This window comes from Ructibacterium gallinarum, from assembly GCF_014982785.1.
GTDB classification, from domain to species: domain Bacteria; phylum Bacillota; class Clostridia; order Monoglobales; family Monoglobaceae; genus Ructibacterium; species Ructibacterium gallinarum.
The window spans coordinates 44,183-62,759 of sequence record NZ_JADCKB010000005.1 but is presented as its reverse complement, the minus strand read 5'-3'; the positions used below and the strand labels follow the sequence as shown (position 1 = coordinate 62,759).

General features: G+C 42.9%; 10 protein-coding genes. All 10 read left to right on the top strand.

Annotated elements, in window-relative coordinates:
- The first annotated feature begins 8 nt into the window (after positions 1 to 8).
- The 10 genes from INF28_RS03550 to INF28_RS03505 all read left to right on the top strand — a co-directional run bounded on the left by INF28_RS03550 (position 9) and on the right by INF28_RS03505 (position 18,577).
- Complete coding sequence (locus tag INF28_RS03550) at positions 9 to 1,406, top strand: MBOAT family O-acyltransferase (RefSeq protein ID WP_226392097.1); 1,398 nt, start codon at positions 9 to 11, stop codon at positions 1,404 to 1,406.
- A gap of 17 nt (positions 1,407 to 1,423) precedes the next feature.
- A complete protein-coding gene (locus INF28_RS03545; RefSeq protein WP_226392096.1) occupies positions 1,424 to 1,951 on the top strand; it encodes a flavodoxin domain-containing protein in 528 nt (175 codons plus the stop codon).
- 25 nt (positions 1,952 to 1,976) lie between these two features.
- Positions 1,977 to 2,519, top strand: a complete 543-nt coding sequence (locus INF28_RS03540) for a DNA-3-methyladenine glycosylase I (RefSeq protein WP_226392095.1) — start codon at positions 1,977 to 1,979, stop codon at positions 2,517 to 2,519.
- A 36-nt stretch (positions 2,520 to 2,555) separates the two neighbouring features.
- Positions 2,556 to 3,599 carry an alcohol dehydrogenase gene (locus INF28_RS03535; RefSeq protein WP_226392094.1) on the top strand — a complete coding sequence of 348 codons (1,044 nt, stop codon included), beginning with the start codon at positions 2,556 to 2,558 and terminating at the stop codon, positions 3,597 to 3,599.
- A gap of 276 nt (positions 3,600 to 3,875) precedes the next feature.
- A complete protein-coding gene (locus INF28_RS03530; protein WP_226392093.1) occupies positions 3,876 to 5,891 on the top strand; it encodes an S-layer homology domain-containing protein in 2,016 nt (671 codons plus the stop codon).
- A gap of 70 nt (positions 5,892 to 5,961) precedes the next feature.
- Positions 5,962 to 8,913: a dockerin type I domain-containing protein gene (locus tag INF28_RS03525; protein WP_226392092.1), complete on the top strand. Its 2,952-nt coding sequence runs from the start codon at positions 5,962 to 5,964 to the stop codon at positions 8,911 to 8,913.
- Positions 8,914 to 9,044: 131 nt separating this feature from the next.
- The gene (locus INF28_RS03520) at positions 9,045 to 13,592 is read left to right on the top strand and encodes a chitobiase/beta-hexosaminidase C-terminal domain-containing protein (RefSeq protein WP_226392091.1); all 4,548 of its coding nucleotides are present in this window, start codon (positions 9,045 to 9,047) and stop codon (positions 13,590 to 13,592) included.
- A gap of 142 nt (positions 13,593 to 13,734) precedes the next feature.
- Complete coding sequence (locus INF28_RS03515) at positions 13,735 to 15,888, top strand: glycoside hydrolase family 2 protein (protein WP_226392090.1); 2,154 nt, start codon at positions 13,735 to 13,737, stop codon at positions 15,886 to 15,888.
- A 467-nt stretch (positions 15,889 to 16,355) separates the two neighbouring features.
- Positions 16,356 to 17,132, top strand: coding sequence for an adenosylmethionine decarboxylase (gene speD / locus INF28_RS03510; protein ID WP_264175675.1), 777 nt, complete (start codon positions 16,356 to 16,358; stop codon positions 17,130 to 17,132).
- Positions 17,129 to 18,577, top strand: coding sequence for an aminotransferase class I/II-fold pyridoxal phosphate-dependent enzyme (locus tag INF28_RS03505; protein ID WP_226392089.1), 1,449 nt, complete (start codon positions 17,129 to 17,131; stop codon positions 18,575 to 18,577). Before speD ends, INF28_RS03505 begins: the two co-directional genes overlap by 4 nt.

Sequence of the window (18,577 nt, the reverse complement as noted above, 5' to 3'; positions counted from 1 at the left end):
CTGAAAACGTGTATTTTTCCAGTTTGATTTTTATGTTTCTGTATCTGCCGGTGGTGCTGGGAGGATATTATCTTCTGCCCCGCAAGTACAGAAACTTCTTTTTATTTGTGGTGAATCTGGTTTTTTATGGCTGGGGCGAGCCGCAGTTGATTTTTTTAATGCTGTTTGCTATTTTTTTCAGTTGGACAATGGGGTGGCTGATTGAAAAATACCGAAGCCGCAGACGGATGGCAAAAGGCCTTTTGGCGGCTTCGGTAGTGGTTAGCCTGGGTATGCTTGGCTTTTATAAGTATGCTGATTTTTTGTTGAATATTTTGCGAAACATTCCTGGCTTGGAAGGTTTACCATCGGTTGGGATAACCCTGCCCATTGGCATTTCTTTTTACATTTTCCAAACGATGTCCTATACGATTGATGTTTATCGGGAGGATACGCCGGCTCAGCACAATCCGATAGCCTATGGTACATATGTTTCCTTTTTTCCGCAGTTGATTGCCGGACCTATTGTGCGCTATCGGGATATTGCAGACCAGTTGAAAGATAGAAAAGAGACACCTGACGCATTTGCGGATGGAATACGACTGTTTGTGATTGGACTTGCCAAGAAGGTACTTCTGGCTAATCAAATGGGAGTTTTATGGGATAATCTTTGGCCGTCGGCTTCGGAAAATGGATTGCTTGGCGTTTGGCTGGGAGCCGCCGCATTTATGCTTCAAATTTATTTTGACTTTGCGGGATATTCGGATATGGCACGGGGACTGGGACAGATGTTTGGTTTTCGGTTCCTGAAAAATTTTGATTATCCTTATACCGCGGTCAGTATTACGGATTTTTGGAGAAGATGGCATATTTCTTTAAGTACATGGTTCCGGGATTATGTATATATCCCTTTGGGCGGAAGCCGAAAAGGTATGGGACGGACTTTGTGTAATTTGTTGATTGTGTGGTTTTTGACCGGCCTTTGGCACGGGGCCAGCTATAACTTCATTTTGTGGGGTTTGTATTATTTTGTACTGCTGGCCTTTGAAAAGCTGTTTTTGGGAAAATGGTTAAAAAAATTACCCAAAGCGGTCGGTTATATTTATACATTGTTTTTTGTACTTATCGGATGGGTACTGTTCTATTTTGAAGACTTGGGACATATGGTATCTTATCTGCAGTTGATGTTTACCATGGATGCAGGAGTGCTGAGCGGACATGCCCGAAGCATGCTGCTTTCTTATCTGCCTTTGCTGCTTATTGCGATTGCCGCTTGCCTTCCTGTTTGGAAACAGTGGTATTTTAAACTTTCGGCAAGATCCAGACATTGCTGGATAGAAACAGTGGTCTGCGCAGTGGTGCTTTTGCTTTGTACCGCATCATTGGTGAGCCAGAGCTATAATCCATTTTTATATTTTCGTTTTTAAAGAAAGAAGGGGAAAATATGAATGCAGTGGTAGTTTATCAATCAAAATACGGTGCCACAAAAAAATATGCACAGTGGATTGCGGAATCGCTTTCCTGTGACATAAAAGAAAATAAAAACCTGAAAGCAGAGGTTTTGCTGCCGTATGATACCATTATTTACGGTGGAGGATTGTATGCGGAATCGATTGCGGGAGTAGGGCTGATTACCAAGCATCTTTCTTTGCTGGAAGGGAAAAAGCTGATTGTGTATACGACTGGGCTGACCCCGGTGACTTGCCGGGAATACTATGATAAATTGGTGGCGGAAAAAAACTTTAAAGGCGACAGCCTTTCTAAAATCAAAGTGTATCATTTCCCAGGCAGAATGTTCATGAATGAACTTTCCTTTGTTCATAAAACAGCGATAAAAACATTGAAGAAAATCATATCCGGTAAGGAAAACCCTACCGAGATGGAAAAGCTTTTGTTGGATTTGTGCGATACCGAAGGAGATTTTACAGATAAAAATGCGCTGAAAAATCTGCTGGCGTATGTGAGTGAATAAAACTGATATGTCAGGGAGTAGGAAAATGAAACGGTGTGCTTGGTGCAATGAAAACAATCCAGTGTATATGCAGTATCACGATGCTGAGTGGGGGAGGCCGCGGTTTGACGATACATATCTTTTGGAAATGCTAATCCTGGAATCTTTTCAGGCAGGCTTATCTTGGGAGTGTGTGTTAAATAAACGTGAAAACTTTCGCAGAGCCTTTGATGGTTTTGAAAGAGCCAAGATCATGGCTTATGACGCGGAAAAACAGGAAAAGCTTGCCTGCGATCCGGGGATTATACGCAATAGGAGAAAAATAAAGGCGGCAGTGGATAATGCTGTGATTTTTGACGCTGTGGTCCATGAATACGGGAGTTTTATTGCCTATCTAAAACAATTTTGGGATGGAGAAACTATTTTTGAACGGGATCTTACCCACAACGAGCTTTCGGATCGTATTTCTGCGGACTTAATAAAACGCGGTATGAAATTTGTGGGAACAACCATTGTATATTCGTATTTACAGGCGGTTGGCATTGTGAATTCTCATGAAAAAACATGCTTTTTGTACCAGACAAAATGAACTGTTCAGAAAAGCTATAAGGAAAAGAGGTTTAATATGAAAGCATTTACCTATGTCAAAAAAGGAAAGTTTGAAATGCGTGAAAAACCCAGACCGCAGCTGTTAGAAGAACAGGACGCCATTGTGAAAGTGACTTTGGCAAGTATTTGTTCCAGCGACCTGCATATTAAACACGGAGCCGTGCCGCGTGCCGTGCCTGGCGTTACGGTGGGACATGAAATGGTGGGTATTGTTGAGGAAGTCGGTGCGGCAGTGACAAAGGTGAAACCCGGCGACAGGGTTACAGTAAATGTGGAAACCTTTTGCGGAAAATGTTTTTTCTGTAAAAACGGTTATGTCAATAACTGTACAGACCCAAACGGCGGTTGGGCACTAGGGTGCAGAATTGATGGAGGACAAGCCGAATATGTCAGGGTGCCTTACGCCAACCAGGGACTGAATTTGATTCCGGATTTCGTGTCGGACGAACAGGCGCTGTTTGTAGGGGATATTTTGGCAACCGGCTTTTGGGCGACTAAAATTTCGGAGATCAAAAGTGAGGATGCCGTCTTGATCCTTGGTGCGGGACCAACGGGGATTTGCACTCTTTTATGTGTCATGCAAAAAAATCCCAAAAAAATTATTGTGTGTGAAAAAGATGAAAACAGGATTCGGTTTGTTAAGGAGCATTATCCTGGCGTGTTTACGGCTGTACCTGAAATGGTAAAAGAGATCACAGCGGCAGCAGGGGATCACGGCGGTGCTGATGTCGTATTGGAAGCGGCAGGAACAGAAGCATCTTTCCGTTTGGCGTGGGAATGTGCAAGACCGAATGCGATAGTTACGGTGATAGCGCTTTATGATAAACCGCAGATACTTCCTTTGCCTGATATGTATGGGAAAAACTTGACTTTTAAGACTGGCGGAGTAGACGGTTGTAACTGCGAAGAAATTTTAAATTTAATCGCACAGGGGAGAATTGATACTACGCCGTTGATTACACACACTTTCCGGTTTGATGAGATTGAAAAAGCCTATGAGTTGTTTGAAAAGAAAAAGGACGGGGTGATGAAAACTGCGGTGAGGATCCATGCCGTATAAGCACGCATGATTTCCGTTATTAGAAAGAATAAGTGTATGATGTTTCATACGCTTATTTTTTTACAAACAAAATGTTCTGGGAATAAAGATATGTTATTCTTTTTGGTAAAAATTATAGCATGAAAGTAGGATAAAAGAGATATTGTGTATTGACTTTACGGTATAATGTGATATAATACAAAGTGGTAGATTATATTTCCAATAAAGGAAAATAAAACAAATTTCCAACATGGCGAAACAATGCTAAGAAAAAGCATCATTAAGGAGGGGTTTGTGTTGAAAAAGTCAGTAATGGCAATATGGATTGCCGTTGTCATGATGGTTTCTTTGCTTCCACCAGTTTGGGCTGCAGAAAATCAGGCAGATTTTATTTTAGAGGATGTAACAGAGTCAGATTTAACCACCTTGGAAGGGGAAAGCAAGATAAAGGTTAGTCTTGATGGTATACAGGAAAAGGTGTACCAAATTCAGATAGTATTGACATTTACAGGAAATGTTAGGTATAAGTCCATTGTATGTCATGCTAATACAGAAGGAGAAGTTCCAAAGGTGCTTAACGTACTTCCTAATGGCGCAGAGGCAAATGCTACAGGAATTGTACGTATTTCAATGATCAATTTAGACGGGATGGATTTGGAAGGCCTGACGGATTTGGTGACTCTTACATTTGAGGGAGAACCTGGGGCGGATGTCAGAGTTTCCTTGGAAGACCTGACGGCTACGTATTGTATGATAGGTGATGTGATTTCGGGCGAAAAGGTATATCCTAAAGAAAATGCTGTTGTTGAGGCAAAGGCTAGCGACACCAGTCATGAAAGTGTGCAGACCTCGGTGAAGTTCAGGTTAGATGATGTTACTGATTTTGCGGCAGTTCAGCAGGATGGTGCATATGCTTCTACCGGCATAACCTTGACTTTGACGGCAGAAAATATCCCTAATTACGTATTTTGTACTGATTTAAACAATATTCCTTTATCGAAGGGCGGCCATCGGGACGCGACACAGACCATTCCTACTTTTCAAGTGGATAATATTCTGATTAAAGATACATATACTGTTTCCTTGCAAGGCTTGGGATATATCAGCTATCAGGTAAGTGGAGTCAGCTTTGATGAACCGTTGGTGATTACCACATCGCAGTTTATACCGGGAGATGTAGACGGCGACGGAGCAGTGACCCAACAAGATTTTGAGAGTTTTTTGGAAGCAGAACAGGATGCAGAACTTTCATCTTTGGCCACTGATTTTAACCGTGACGGCGTTACGGACAAGTTTGACCGGGAAGTGTTTGGAGATCGTTTTGAAAATACAGCCAAACCGGGGGTATGCCTTGCTTTCTCGGCACAGGGCGGATCCAGAAAAATCTCGGTGAAATGGGAAAAGCCGGAACAGGAAGGCGGGTCAGCCGTTAACGGATATCGCATTTATTACGGAACCGATCAAAATAATTTGGATAAAGTTTTGACGATAGAAGACGGAGCAGCTGTTTCTGCTGAAATTACCGGACTCAGCGCAAACATGCTTTACTATCTTGCAATGTCTGCGGTAAATGATCAGGGCGAAGGAGAACGCACAGAAATCATCAGCGCAAAAACTGCAAGTAATAATAACACAGGCGGCACTGGCTCCGGCGGGGGAACATCTTCAGGTGGCATAGGCGGCACCGGCGGCGCTGGAATCGGCGGCGGAATCAGCGGCGGAAATACAGGAGGAAACCCACAAAGTGGAGGTGAAAATAACACTGCGGCAGGATTTTCTGATCTGGTGGGTTATGAATGGGCTGCTGACGCAATACTTCAGCTGAATCAGGCAGGTATTATTAAGGGGATCAGTGCAAGCGAATTTGCTCCGGGAGAACAGATCAAACGTTGTGATTTTATTTTAATTTTAACACGGATGTTAAATATTGAAGATGTGTTCACAGAGAATTTTGTAGATGTTCCTACTGACAGCTATTATTATGACGCTGTCGGTAGTGCAAAAGCTGCAGGGGTTGCACAAGGAGACGGAAGTTACTTTATGCCGGAGGATAGCATTACCCGACAAGACTTGATTATTTTGGCATACCGCGCATTTTTAAACCGGGGATATATTGAAGAAACAGATGACCTTTCTGTGTTGGATCAATTTGCGGATAGGGAGGCTGTTTCAGATTATGCGCGTGCAGGCATGGCCTCCATGGTAAGCCAAGGTGTCATTCAGGGCAGTGACGGAAATGTGAATCCTCTTGGAAATGCCACTCGCGCCGAAGTCGCTGTAATGTGCGCGAGATTGTTAGCGCTGATGAATTGATTAATATTGCAAAAGAAACATATTATAAAGAAATATATTATATTAACATATTATATTAAGGGGTGTTATTATGTATAACAACAAGTTTAGAAAACTGCTATCAGCGGCAGCGGCAGTAGCTATGGTAGTTACAGTAACAGCGATGCCTGTAATGGCGTCAGATGAGCAAACAGTGGTTGCGACAGTACAGGATAATATTGTGTTGCAGAGCGAAGGATTTACCGGTACGGGAAGTGCAGAGGATCCTTATCTGCTGACCTGCGATGAAGAAAATCAGGCTGCGCTGGCCGCTTTCCTTCAGGGAACAGCACCGGCGGATACGGTATATTTTCAATTTGCCAATGATTATAGCGGAAATATTAGCGTGGATATCCCTGCGGGCTTTTCCATTGATTTGGATATGGCAGGGCACACTATTACCCAGGTGTGTCCCGAAAATCAAAATCGCTATATGTTGTTCAACTATGGTGACCTGACCCTGCGGGACAGTGTTGGCGACGGTGAGATCATAGCCAATACGTCTTTTATAAAAAACTATGGTACTTTGACCGTAGAGAGCGGAACGTATAGTGCTGCAAAGATCCATGATATTCAGGCAGACGGGCAGGATATAAGCAGTTGCATTTTTAACAATTTGGGAGGTACCCTTACCTTTAACGATGGTTATGTCGATGCCAAAGGTTTTGCACTTAACAGTGCGGATGGTCCCAATGGGGAACCAGGGCTGACAACCATCAATGGAGGTACTTTCTTCTCCAGTTCTTGTTCCCACGCAGAATGCAGCGGTAAGTACTATGCTTACTGCGTACGGAATTCATCGGGCACCATGATTGTCAATGACGCCACCGTTATCGGTTCTCAGGGAGGCTTGGCCATTGCGGGTGGTTATGGAGAAATCAGAAATGGTTCCTTTACTACGCAGCAGTGTCCAAAAGGGCATAACAACGTTTTTTATGCTTTATATGTAGCGGGAGAATTTGGCGGCGCAAAAGCGGTGGTATCTGAAGGAACCTTTGAATCCAAGGTGAATAACGCCGTATTGGTTGGAAACAGTGCGGACGGCGGCTTGAAAAGACCGGCAAGTGTTTGCTTTACTGGCGGAACCTTTACCTGTCCGGAGGGTAAAAAGGCAGTTGCTGCCGATGAAGGATTGGGGACCCCTTCTATCATAGGAGGGACCTATAGCAGTGATGTCAGTGCATATGTTTCTCCTGCCGCAAAATATGACACCGAAAGCGGAGTGGTAACACCCGTTTCTGCTTCTCAGGATGATGTAGTAGCATATAGTGAAAAGCTGGGCGGTGTTGTGTATTATTACACTTCTCTTGAAGATGCCGTTGAGGATGCCGGTGCAGGTGAAACGGTGACGTTAAAAGCAGGAGAATATACAGGGCCTTTTGAGATTAATAAGCCGATTACCTTGCAGGGAGAAGAAGGCGTCGTCTTCAAAGGTTATATATTTATCAATGCAGATGATGTGACCATTGATAATTTTGAGTTTACAGAGCAGGCGGTTAAAAGTGATTATGATGAAAATCCATTAAGCATTGCGGTAAATATCGTAGACAATACCTGTATAAAAAACTGTGACTTTACCGCTCCGGAAACGACAGGGATCAGCGGCCGGTATAAAGGTATTGTAACCAATTCCGGTGGTTTTAGCGGAATTACAGTACAAGATTGTACCTTTGAGAATTTTGAAACTTCGGTTCATATCAATCCAAATGGAACGGATGTTGCCTTAAGCCACAATGTTGTTTCTAATGGTCTGTATGGTTTCCGTCTTTTAGGAGTCAATGGCGCTGTGATCGAGGAAAATACATTCCAGCAGAGCGGCGCACTTGAAATTCGCCCGGATCACAGCAATACGGTGAAATCACAAAACATTACTATCAGCGGCAATAAGTTTGCTGTTACGGATACACCCAGTTGGGTTGTGCCGTTAAATTTGGAGTATAAAGATGGTTATTATGGTTATGAAGGTGTTTTGGACGTTTCGTCCAATTACTGGGGATCAGAAACGCCTGATTTCACACAGCTGATTAACGGTAATGTAACTATGGATAACTATTATAAGAATGAAGCAATGACCCAGGTAGTTACGCTGATTGAAGCCAAGATTCGCTTGGTACAGAACGGAAACCAAGTACAGGTGTATTTGGATGGTGACAAAGATGGTACTACGGCAGAAATTGAGAATTTGGTTACTGCTGAAATGACCTTTACGCTTTCCGGTGAAGAACTTGCTATTGCCGGGTTTGAAGCTGCAAATGCAGATTGGACAGTGGCAGAGCAGGCGGGAGGAAAATATCTCCTGTATGCCAATGATGGCACAAAGGGGTTAAGCGGAGAGAGCATACTGCTTGGTACCTTGACCGTAGGAGGATATGGAACAGGCAAAGTAACCGTATCGAATATCAGTGTGAAACAGGGAAGCACCGACGGAGAGAATTTGGTGGTAAATAATGAAGCAGATACGGCGGAACTGGACATTACGGTCAGCAAGGAGCAGACAGAGCTGACAGTAGCACTGGCCTTTAACCATAACATAGCCGAGGGGAACACGGCGGCAGACAATGGCTTTACGGTTACGGTTACTGGAGCAGACGGTACGAAACAGACGTTTGAAATAGGAACAGATGAAGAAGAATATACGGCAGGAAATGCAGAAGTGACCGCAAGTGTAAACAAGGGAGAAAGGTATACGGTAGAGGTAAAGGGAGCCGGATACCGGACATTCCGACAGAGTGTACTGATGGAAAATGCAAAGACCATGAATGTGTGGAATAATGCGAAGGATACGGCGGCAGTCGTGGTAGATGAGGTAGAAAAGACGGTGACTTTCCTGGCGGGAGATATAGTGATGGATAACAACATCAACCTGTATGACCTTTCGGCAGTGGTATCGTATTTTGGACAAGCAAAGGCAGAAGGGAAGGATATCCTCCGATATGACTTAAACCGTGATGGAGTGATTGATTCAACAGATGTAGCAATGGTTTTGGTTTCCTGGGGGAAATAGAGCCAGAGAGACAGAACGGGAAAACCGTTCTGTCCTCCTGTCAATGCATAGTTTTTATGCATTGACAGGAGGACAGAGGGTCTTCTAAAAAGACGGAAATAACAGACAGAATTTTACAGGAGGGTATAAAAATGATAAGAGGAAAACGATGGACTGCCATATGGATGACATTGTTTATGATGATAACAATGGTGCCAAATATGATGGTTTTTGGAGCAGATACGGAGAAATCCTCCAGAAAAGTGTATTTGCATGCACAGGAAAATCCGGAAGCGGATGCCCCAGTTGTCAGTGAACTTTCGCTTGGAGACGAATTCCGTCTGTATTTGGCGGTAGATGATCCGAATAAAGGAGACTATGACAGTGGGACAGGGGAACATAAAGAACCGCAGTATGATATGAATGGTTATACGGTTAAATTTTATTATGACCCTGCCTATTTTACATTTGCGGGAGAGGACACGCAAAAACCAATTGATTATCAGATTCCGCAGAAAGCAAATAGTTCAGAAGAGGGAGAAAATCCCGGAAATGTGGATGTAGAAGTTGGATATTATGTGCATGCGCATGGAGCAGGGACAGAAAATATTGATGGCATACTTTATCAAACTGCTTATATCACGGTATTATTTAGCGGGAGCTGGTTGCCTGAAAAGGAAACGCCGTGGTATGATTTGTGTGCGCTTCCATTGCGTCCAGTAAAAACTGGCACATCTGAAGTTTTTATTTCAGTTTATCAAAATAATGACCCCTATACACTTGAGCTTTTAGCCAAAGACGTAGAGGGATATTCGCCTGTATTTGATGTTGATGCACTCAATGGCGGCAGACACCAGATTAATATTAAGGCAAAACAGCGTCCAGCTGTTCCGAAGGCGGATCCTTCTTCAGGAAGTTATAGTAATCCCGTTCAGGTCGAATTACAGGCAGAGGATGGCTGTGAAATTTATTATACCACAGCACAAGATCCGCAGACGGAAGATTATCAGCTTTATACCCAGCCTATTCCGATAGATAAATCTACAGTTTTATATTGTTATGCAAAGCGACTTTCTGACAATCAGCAAAGCATGACGGCGATTTACCAGTATCAGATGATTCCGTCCATACCTGTATTGTATTTTGATGCTGAGGGAATGAAATCCGTACCTAATATTTATGAAACAAATGATGGCTTTCGGGTTTATGTAGATGACGGAACGACTCCTATGGGAATTGCGGATGATAGCGATGTATATTATACGTATTCTCTTTCCCTGCCTGAGGAGGCTGTAGCGGAAGGAGATGATCCTTCTACACAGTGGTGTAAGGTGAGCAAGGTTTTAGGGTATATTGACATTGCAACGACAGAAACCGTGCGGCTGATAACAAAAAAAGGGGAAGATTTGAGTCCAGCTGCTATTTATCAGCTAGGGATTCAGCCTGCCCCCGCAGAAGCAAATCCTGTGCCGCAGCTGCCACAGGAACCGGTAGATGTCACTCTGAAAAGCAAGACTCAAAATGCAGAAATTTATTATACCATGGATGGTTCTGACCCAAGAGTGGCTGGAATCCGTTACACCAAGCCTATTACAGTGCAGCAAACATGTACCCTTCGTACTGTAGCAAAATACGACGGGATTTATAGTGAGGTACACAGTTATCATTACCTTTTTACCGAAACGGACAATTATAGCATAGAGGCTTTTCACCCAGCCGGAGCATATGAAGAATCAGTTACAGTTTCGCTTACCGCAAAAGACAGCAGTAAAAAGATTTATTATACAATGGATGGAAGCGAACCGAATGTACAGTTGGGAAACTTGTATCAAGACGGTGAAATTTTTCAGATTACATCTGATACAGTAATCAAAGCGGTATGTGTGGATGAAGATGGCCGTAGCGGGCAAATTTATACATTTGAGTATAAAATTAAACCGGCAGCACCGGTATTTGCCCCCGAGAGTATGCAGTTTACTAATTCGGGGACGGTTTCGGTGTTCATGCCTATTATAAAAGAGGGATATAGCTTATATTATACATTAGACGGTTCGGTCCCAACAACGGAAAGTTTAAAAGCAGAGGGCGGTAGTGTAGATATTACGGTTACCCAGTATACCAAGATTTCAGCTGTGGTAATCAAAGATGATGCAGTATATTCTGATGTTGTGACCCAGGTGTATGATGTGGTGCGGTCGCGGCCGGCAAAACCAGTGCTGACACCTGTACCAGGAATTTATACGGTGAAAAATGACGATCCTATTACAGTAACCTTTATGCCAACGGCCAATTCGGTAAAGATTTATTACACCATGGCTGCCGTTGGAGACGCAAATTATCCGCCTGTAGATCCTACACCGGGAAGTGAAGAAACACAGCTATATCAGCCCGGGGATGTCATTGAAGTAAAAGGTGATGTGCTGATTAAAGCAGTGGCGGAAAATTCATTAGGTATCCGCAGTGATTTGGGACTTTTCCATTATATGGCGGTTCCGGAAGCTCCTACGGCACCGGATAGTTGTATCATAGATAGTGCGGCATTTATGATTCCGATTCAATCCATCGACGGCGCATTGGTTACATATTCTTTGGGCGGTGCAGAAAATCAGGTACAGCTTTTGGGAATCAACCAGTTTTATGTTGATGCACAAACTGGAAATGCCTATGCAGATAGGGAAAAAACAAAGCTGCTTTGTGAAAATACACAGTCTATGACTACAGACCCCATTACTTTATCCCTGTTTTGCGAGTTAAACGGAGTACAGAGTTCAACGAATGCGTATACCTATGTGGTACAAGAAAATGCAGTAGCGCCTCCTTATACAGATCAGCCGTCCGGCACCTATCCGCAAGAGGCAGTAGATGCGGAAAATCATTTACTGAAGATCAAAGCAGGCTGTTTGGATGCGGGAGCAGAAATTGAATATTCTATTGGTGGCGAATGGCTTTCATATCAAGGAGATATTTTGCTTTCTGATGACAGCGTTCTTCGTTTGCGCAGCAGAAAAAACGGTGCGATAAGCGAAACGGTAAGCTATGTATATACCTTTGTACCGATGATGCCAGTCATTTCACAGGCATCAGGCACTTATTCGGATACGGTGCGTCTTACCTTGGCAATGCCGGATTCGGCACCCTCTGATCGAACCTATTACATATATTATCGAAGAAATGGAGATGCTCAGGATGTACGGTATACCGGTGGTGAAATAGAGATTGATCACAGCATGTCACTAAAGGCATTCGCGGTGGAAGATACAACTGGAAAACTTAGTCCCAATGCCATTGCGAGCTATATTATTGATAAAAGTGATACGCAGAGCGGGACGGTTTATGTTGCCTCACCTTATGATTTAGTGCGGCGAATGGATATATCTGTGCTGGACGAGCAGCCATATGCAGAGGGGATTCGGTTGTTGTCTGACCGCCCTTCTAATGATATTTATTATACATATACTTATACCAGTCGTCAGGGAATTGTCTATACTACTGATGCGTTGCTATATAACAGCATGCCAATTTTACCAACGGGGAACATGAAAGATTTGTCTATTACCGCATGGCTTACCGATGAGAATGGTATGGAGATTCCTCAAAGCAGGCAGACTTTTTTCTACGAATTTTTGGATTTGGGTGTACCAAAAACGTCACTGGAGATACAGGACATTTATGCGGTAAATACCGGTACGGATTATACGATCGAAAATGACTGGCCGGAAGATGAAAATACATTTATATACTATACTTTGGATGGAAGCGATCCTTCAGATAAAAATACGGCACGTCAATTATATCAAGGAGAGACCTTGTCCATCAACAAAGATACCAATGTTAAGACAGTATATTATAATGTTTGCGGAACCTGTGATATGTGTAAAGCAGGAAATCCCAGCGAATGCCGTCAGGCGGTTTATGGCCGAATCAATTCCAAAACATTTTCTATTAAAATAAACCGTGTATCCGGCGGCGGAGGCGGTGGAGGTGTTGGCTTGCCTACAAGACCCACGGAGCAAACAGAGACACTTCCTAAATATACCAAAGATATTTTCGGCAAGGAGCATCCGACGCATATTAGTTATATTACAGGTTATCCTGATGGAAGTGTGCGGGCGGACGGAAGAATCAGCCGGGAAGAAATTGCGGCTATCCTATATCGAATTAAGGACAAATCTTATGATGCGCCCTTTGAAACAACAGGAACCGTTTTCCCAGATGTAAACAACTTGCGCTGGTCGGTTACGGAAATTGAATATCTGGCACAGCAGAAAGTGATCCTTGGATATCCGGATGGTACGTATCAGCCTGAGGGTGAGCTGACACGGGCAGAGTTTGCTGCTCTGATTCGCCGGTTTGCTAATTTGGATCAGCCCGAGGGGGAGAATCCATTTCCGGATGTTGCATCTGAATTTTGGGCAACACAAGATATCACGGCGTTATATGAAGCCGGATTAATTGATGGTTATGAGGACGGAAGTTTTCGTCCGGAAATTCCCATCAGCCGTGCCGAGGTTATGAGTATTGTAAATCGTATTTTAGGACGGAATCCGGATGATGAATATGTTAAAACGCTTGAGGTTAATCCATATTCTGATTTAACTTCAGACAAGTGGTATTATACTATTGTACTGGAGGCTACCATTACGCATGATTACACCTTAAATGATGCCGGGGTAGAGTATGTATGGAAGAATTGGAAATAAAAGTTACAAATTAAAACCTCAAACACCGCTGCTTTTTTCTGCAGCGGTGTTTGTTTTATTTTTTAATTTTAAAGTTCTTTTCTTGACAGGTAAAAAATTGCGTGCTATATTAAGAAAAAAGTTGATTGTGGGAGAGAATGCTATGAAATATTTTCAGACATGGACAGGTGGTTGCAGCTTAAATGAGAAAATAATACAAGAGTTTCCGGCAGATGTGCCAGGCAATATTCAGCTTGATTATGCAAAAGCAAATGGTTTTGCGGATGTAAATTGGATGGATAACTGCACGAAGTTTCAAGAGCTGGAAGACTATACTTGGTTTTATCGAAGTGAATTAAAATATGAAAAAAAGCCTGGTGACCGCATTTATTTTGTAACGCTGGGAATAGAATACGAATACGATGTTTTGTTGAACGGAAAGAAAATTTTGCATCACATTGGAATGTTTAGTAAAGCTGAAGCTGACATTACGGATGAGTTGCAAAACGGGAACTTAATGGAAGTATATATTTATCCGCATCCAAAGCGTCCGGGTGCACTGGATGGCCGCCAGCAAGTGGATCAGAGCTGTAAACCTGCAGTAGAATACGGATGGGACTGGCATCCGCGGCTGTTAGTCTCAGGAATCTGGGAAGAAACTTATATAGAAACCAGAAACAATGATTTTATTACGGCGTGTTCCTGTAGTTATGTTCTTTCTGATGATTTAAAAAATGCAGACATTCTTTTTGAGATCAGTTGTTTGGAGGAAACTGTGATTGAAATTTATGATATGACGGGGGAGCAAGTTTATTATGGCACAGACCCTCACATCCATTTAGAAAATATTCATTTATGGTGGTGCTGCGGACAGGGCGAGGCATATTTATATCATTGGAAGGTGAGAAGCCAGTTTGATAGCCGGGAAGGAAGAATTGGGTTTCGGGAAATCCGCTTGGTTATGAATGAGGGAACATGGGAGGAACCGAGTAGTTTTCCAAAAAGTCGAAGTTTTCCTCCTGCAACAATAGAACTGAATGGCCGCAGAATTTTTGTTAAGGGTAGCAACTGGGTCAATCCGGAAATTTTTACCGGCACAATTACCAGAGAAACTTATCATCAGCAAATTGTATTGGCCAAAGAAGCGAATATGAACTTGCTTCGGTGTTGGGGTGGAGCTATCGTAAACAAAGATAGTTTTTTTGAGATCTGTGATGAAATGGGAATGATGGTGTGGCAAGAATTTCCACTGGCATGCAATAATTATATTGGCACGCCTGCCTATTTAAAGGTTTTGGAGCAGGAAGCATCAGCTATTATCCTGCGGCTGAAACAACATCCGTGTCTGGTGCTGTGGTGTGGCGGCAATGAACTATTTAACAAATGGTCCAAGATGACAGATCAGTCTTTGGCACTGCGGCTTTTAAATAAACTTTGTTATGAATTAGATCCAAAAACACCATTTCTTATGACATCTCCGCTTTCAGGAATGGCTCACGGTGGCTATATTTTTTATGACCCTCAGATTGATGAGTCGGTTTTTGAAACTGTTCGGAAATGTAGATTTACAGCTTATTGCGAATTTGGAATTCCCTCCATTACAGAAATGGAACAATTGCGGACAATTTTCCCTGAGGAGTTGGCCGACCATCCACAGCCAAAAACAGCGTGGGAATTGCACCACGGTTATGGCGCATGGGGACATGCAGGCGAAGATGCATGGATTTGTTTTGGTATTATTGATAAAATATTTGGCAAGCAGATATGTTTCGCGGATTATATTGAAAAAAGCCAGTGGCTGCAGTGCGAGGGGCTTAAATGTATTTTTGAAGAAGCCCGGCGGCAAAAACCGCATTGTTCTATGGCGGTAAACTGGTGTTTTAATGAACCGTGGATCACCGCGGCGGGACAGTCTATCATTGGTTATCCTTGTCATCCCAAAAAAGCATATTATGCTGTACGTGATGCTTTGCGGCCGGTCATGCCCAGTGCGCGCATAGAACATTTTAGTTTTGTGGCAGGAGAAATGTTAACAGCAGAACTTTGGATGCTTAATGACAGTTGTGAAGAAGTGGAAGATACTGTGCGGGTTTTCCTTTTTGTAGATGAGACAAAAAAACATATTTTGGATTGGAATACGGGAATTGTGCCGGCCAATACCAACCGAAGAGGACATAAACTACAGATCGAGTTGCCTTTCTCTTCAGCCCAGTCAGTGACGCTTTTGCTGGAGTCGGAGGCAGGCAGCAGCATGTATCGACTTTTGATGCTGGAAGCAGAGAAGGAGGAAATCCCGGCAAATGCATTGAATATGTAATATAAGCGCCGGGTATCATTACATCCGGCGCAGTTTGTATTTCTTTTTATAAGATTTTTGAAAAATACTTGACAAGTTATTCTTTTTTCAATATAATAAAAATGTTTAGTCGCATATAGCGAGAACACTTTGACTGGTTTTTATGTGGATCTAAAATCTATCAAGAGAATATGATCCGATGCCGGTCGCGAAGACACCTTCGCATTATTGATTGCGTTAAGAGCGCAAATTTTATAAGTTGGCAACTTAATTGCCAGTTGGTTACTTATAACCAAGGGTACTGTGGTACACACTTGTGAAACGGTCAATAAGAGTGGTAAAAGTAGTTCTTACTATATAGACTCTGTCAATCATGAAATCCGGGGAAATGTTGTTTTTATCTCTGTGAAATTCAGTATAAGAGGATGCGTTTTTGAGTGTACCACGTGCAAGTGGTATACTTTTTTGTTTTTGAGAGGTAATGGATAATGGAAAAACTAAGATTGTACGGATTTAATAATCTTACGAAGTCGCTGAGCTTTAATATTTACGACATATGTTATGCAAAAACAGCCAGAGAACAGCAGGATTATATTAAATATATTAATGAGCAGTATAATTCGGAACGTTTAACCGAAATTTTAACTCGATTGACACAGATGATTGGTGCTCGAATTCTTAACATTTCTAGGCAGGACTATGAGCCACAGGGAGCTAGTGTAACTTTTTTGATTGCAGAAGAGGGTATGGTGCGTAAGCGGAGTGGTGAGACAGTGGTCGCGCATTTAGACAAAAGCCATGTAACAGTGCATACCTATCCTGAATACCATCCGGAGACTTCTATTGCTACGTTCCGGGTGGATATTGATGTGGCTACTTGCGGGCAAATTACGCCTTTGTCTACACTGGATTTTCTGATAGGAAGCTTTGATTCAGATATTATTACCATAGATTATCGCGTTCGGGGATTTACCAGAAATGTAGAGGGAGAAAAAATTTTTCTGGATCATAATATTTCATCCATTCAGAATTATATTCACGGAGATATTTTGAAAAAATACGATGCGGTGGATGTGAATATTTATCAGGCAAATATTTTTCATACCAAAATGCTGATTAAGGATTTAATTTTACAGAATTACCTGTTTAATTCCGACGTATATGAACTGCCCCCGCAGTTGAGGCTGAATATTACCAATGCCCTGCGCCGGGAAATGATAGAAATTTTCAGTGGTTGTAATGTATACCGGGAGGCGGAGCAATGATGGATCAAAACCGTGTTCCCATTTTAGAGGGATTAGAGAAAATTCGGCGTAACAGGCTGGTGCCTTTTGATGTGCCGGGGCACAAGCGAGGGAAAGGAAATCCTGAGTTGACCCAGTTCCTTGGGGAAGCCTGTTTGTCTGTCGATGTAAATTCCATGAAGCCCCTTGATAATTTGTGCCATCCTGTCAGTGTGATCAAAGAAGCAGAAGCACTGGCAGCTGAGGCATTTGGGGCAGCAAACGCTTTTTTTATGGTAGGGGGAACGACCTCGGCGGTACAGTCTATGATTTTATCTACCGTAAAGCGGGGCGATAAGATTATTCTTCCACGTAATGTGCACCAAAGCGTGATTCATGCTTTGGTGCTGTGCGGAGCAGTTCCGGTTTATATTAATCCGCAGACGGATAAGCGGCTGGGAATTGCTCTGGGTATGTCTATGACCGATGTAAAGAATACCATTGCCGCACATCCGGAGGCGAAAGCAATTTTGGTAAATAACCCGACTTATTACGGTATCTGTTCGGATTTGCGTTCCATTGTAGAGGTAGCACATGCGGCGGGACTCTTAGTCCTGGCAGATGAGGCGCACGGCACCCATTTTTACTTCGGAAAAGATATGCCGATTTCTGCTATGAAAGCCGGAGCGGATATGGCGGCGGTGAGTATGCATAAATCAGGAGGTTCTCTCACGCAGAGTTCTCTTTTGCTCTGTGGCAGCAATGTAAATGAGAATTATGTTCGCAAAATGATCAATTTGACACAAACTACCAGTGGTTCCTATCTTCTGCTCTCAAGCCTTGATATTTCCAGAAGAAATTTGGCGCTGCGGGGCGTTGAAATTTTTGAAAAAGTAAAACGTTTTTCTGAGTATGCCCGGGAGGAAATCAACGCAATCGGTGATTATTATGCCTATTCCAAAGAACTGATTAACGGAGATAGCGTTTATGATTTTGATACTACTAAATTGTCGGTGAATACGCTGAAATTAGGCCTTGCTGGTATAGAGGTGTATGATTTGCTGCGAGATGAATATGAAATCCAAATTGAGTTTGGTGATTTGGGAAATATTCTTGCCTATATTTCGGTGGGAGATAAAAATAAAAATATCGAGCGTTTAATTAGTGCGCTGAGTGAGATTCGGCGGCTATACAAAAGGGAAAATATAAAGCTGTGGGAGAGTGAATATATCAGTCCTGTTGTTGCCATGTCGCCGCAGGATGCTTTTTATGCAGATAAGGTCAGCCTGCCGCTTGAACAGTGTGCCGGAAGAATATGCGCGGAGTTTGTTATGTGCTATCCGCCCGGTATTCCCATTTTGGCTCCGGGAGAATGTGTAACCAAAGAATTGATTGGGTACATTCAGTACGCAAAGGAAAAAGGATGCACATTGACTGGCCCGGAGAGCATGGATGTAACTTCCCTTAATGTGCTGAAAGGAGAATAA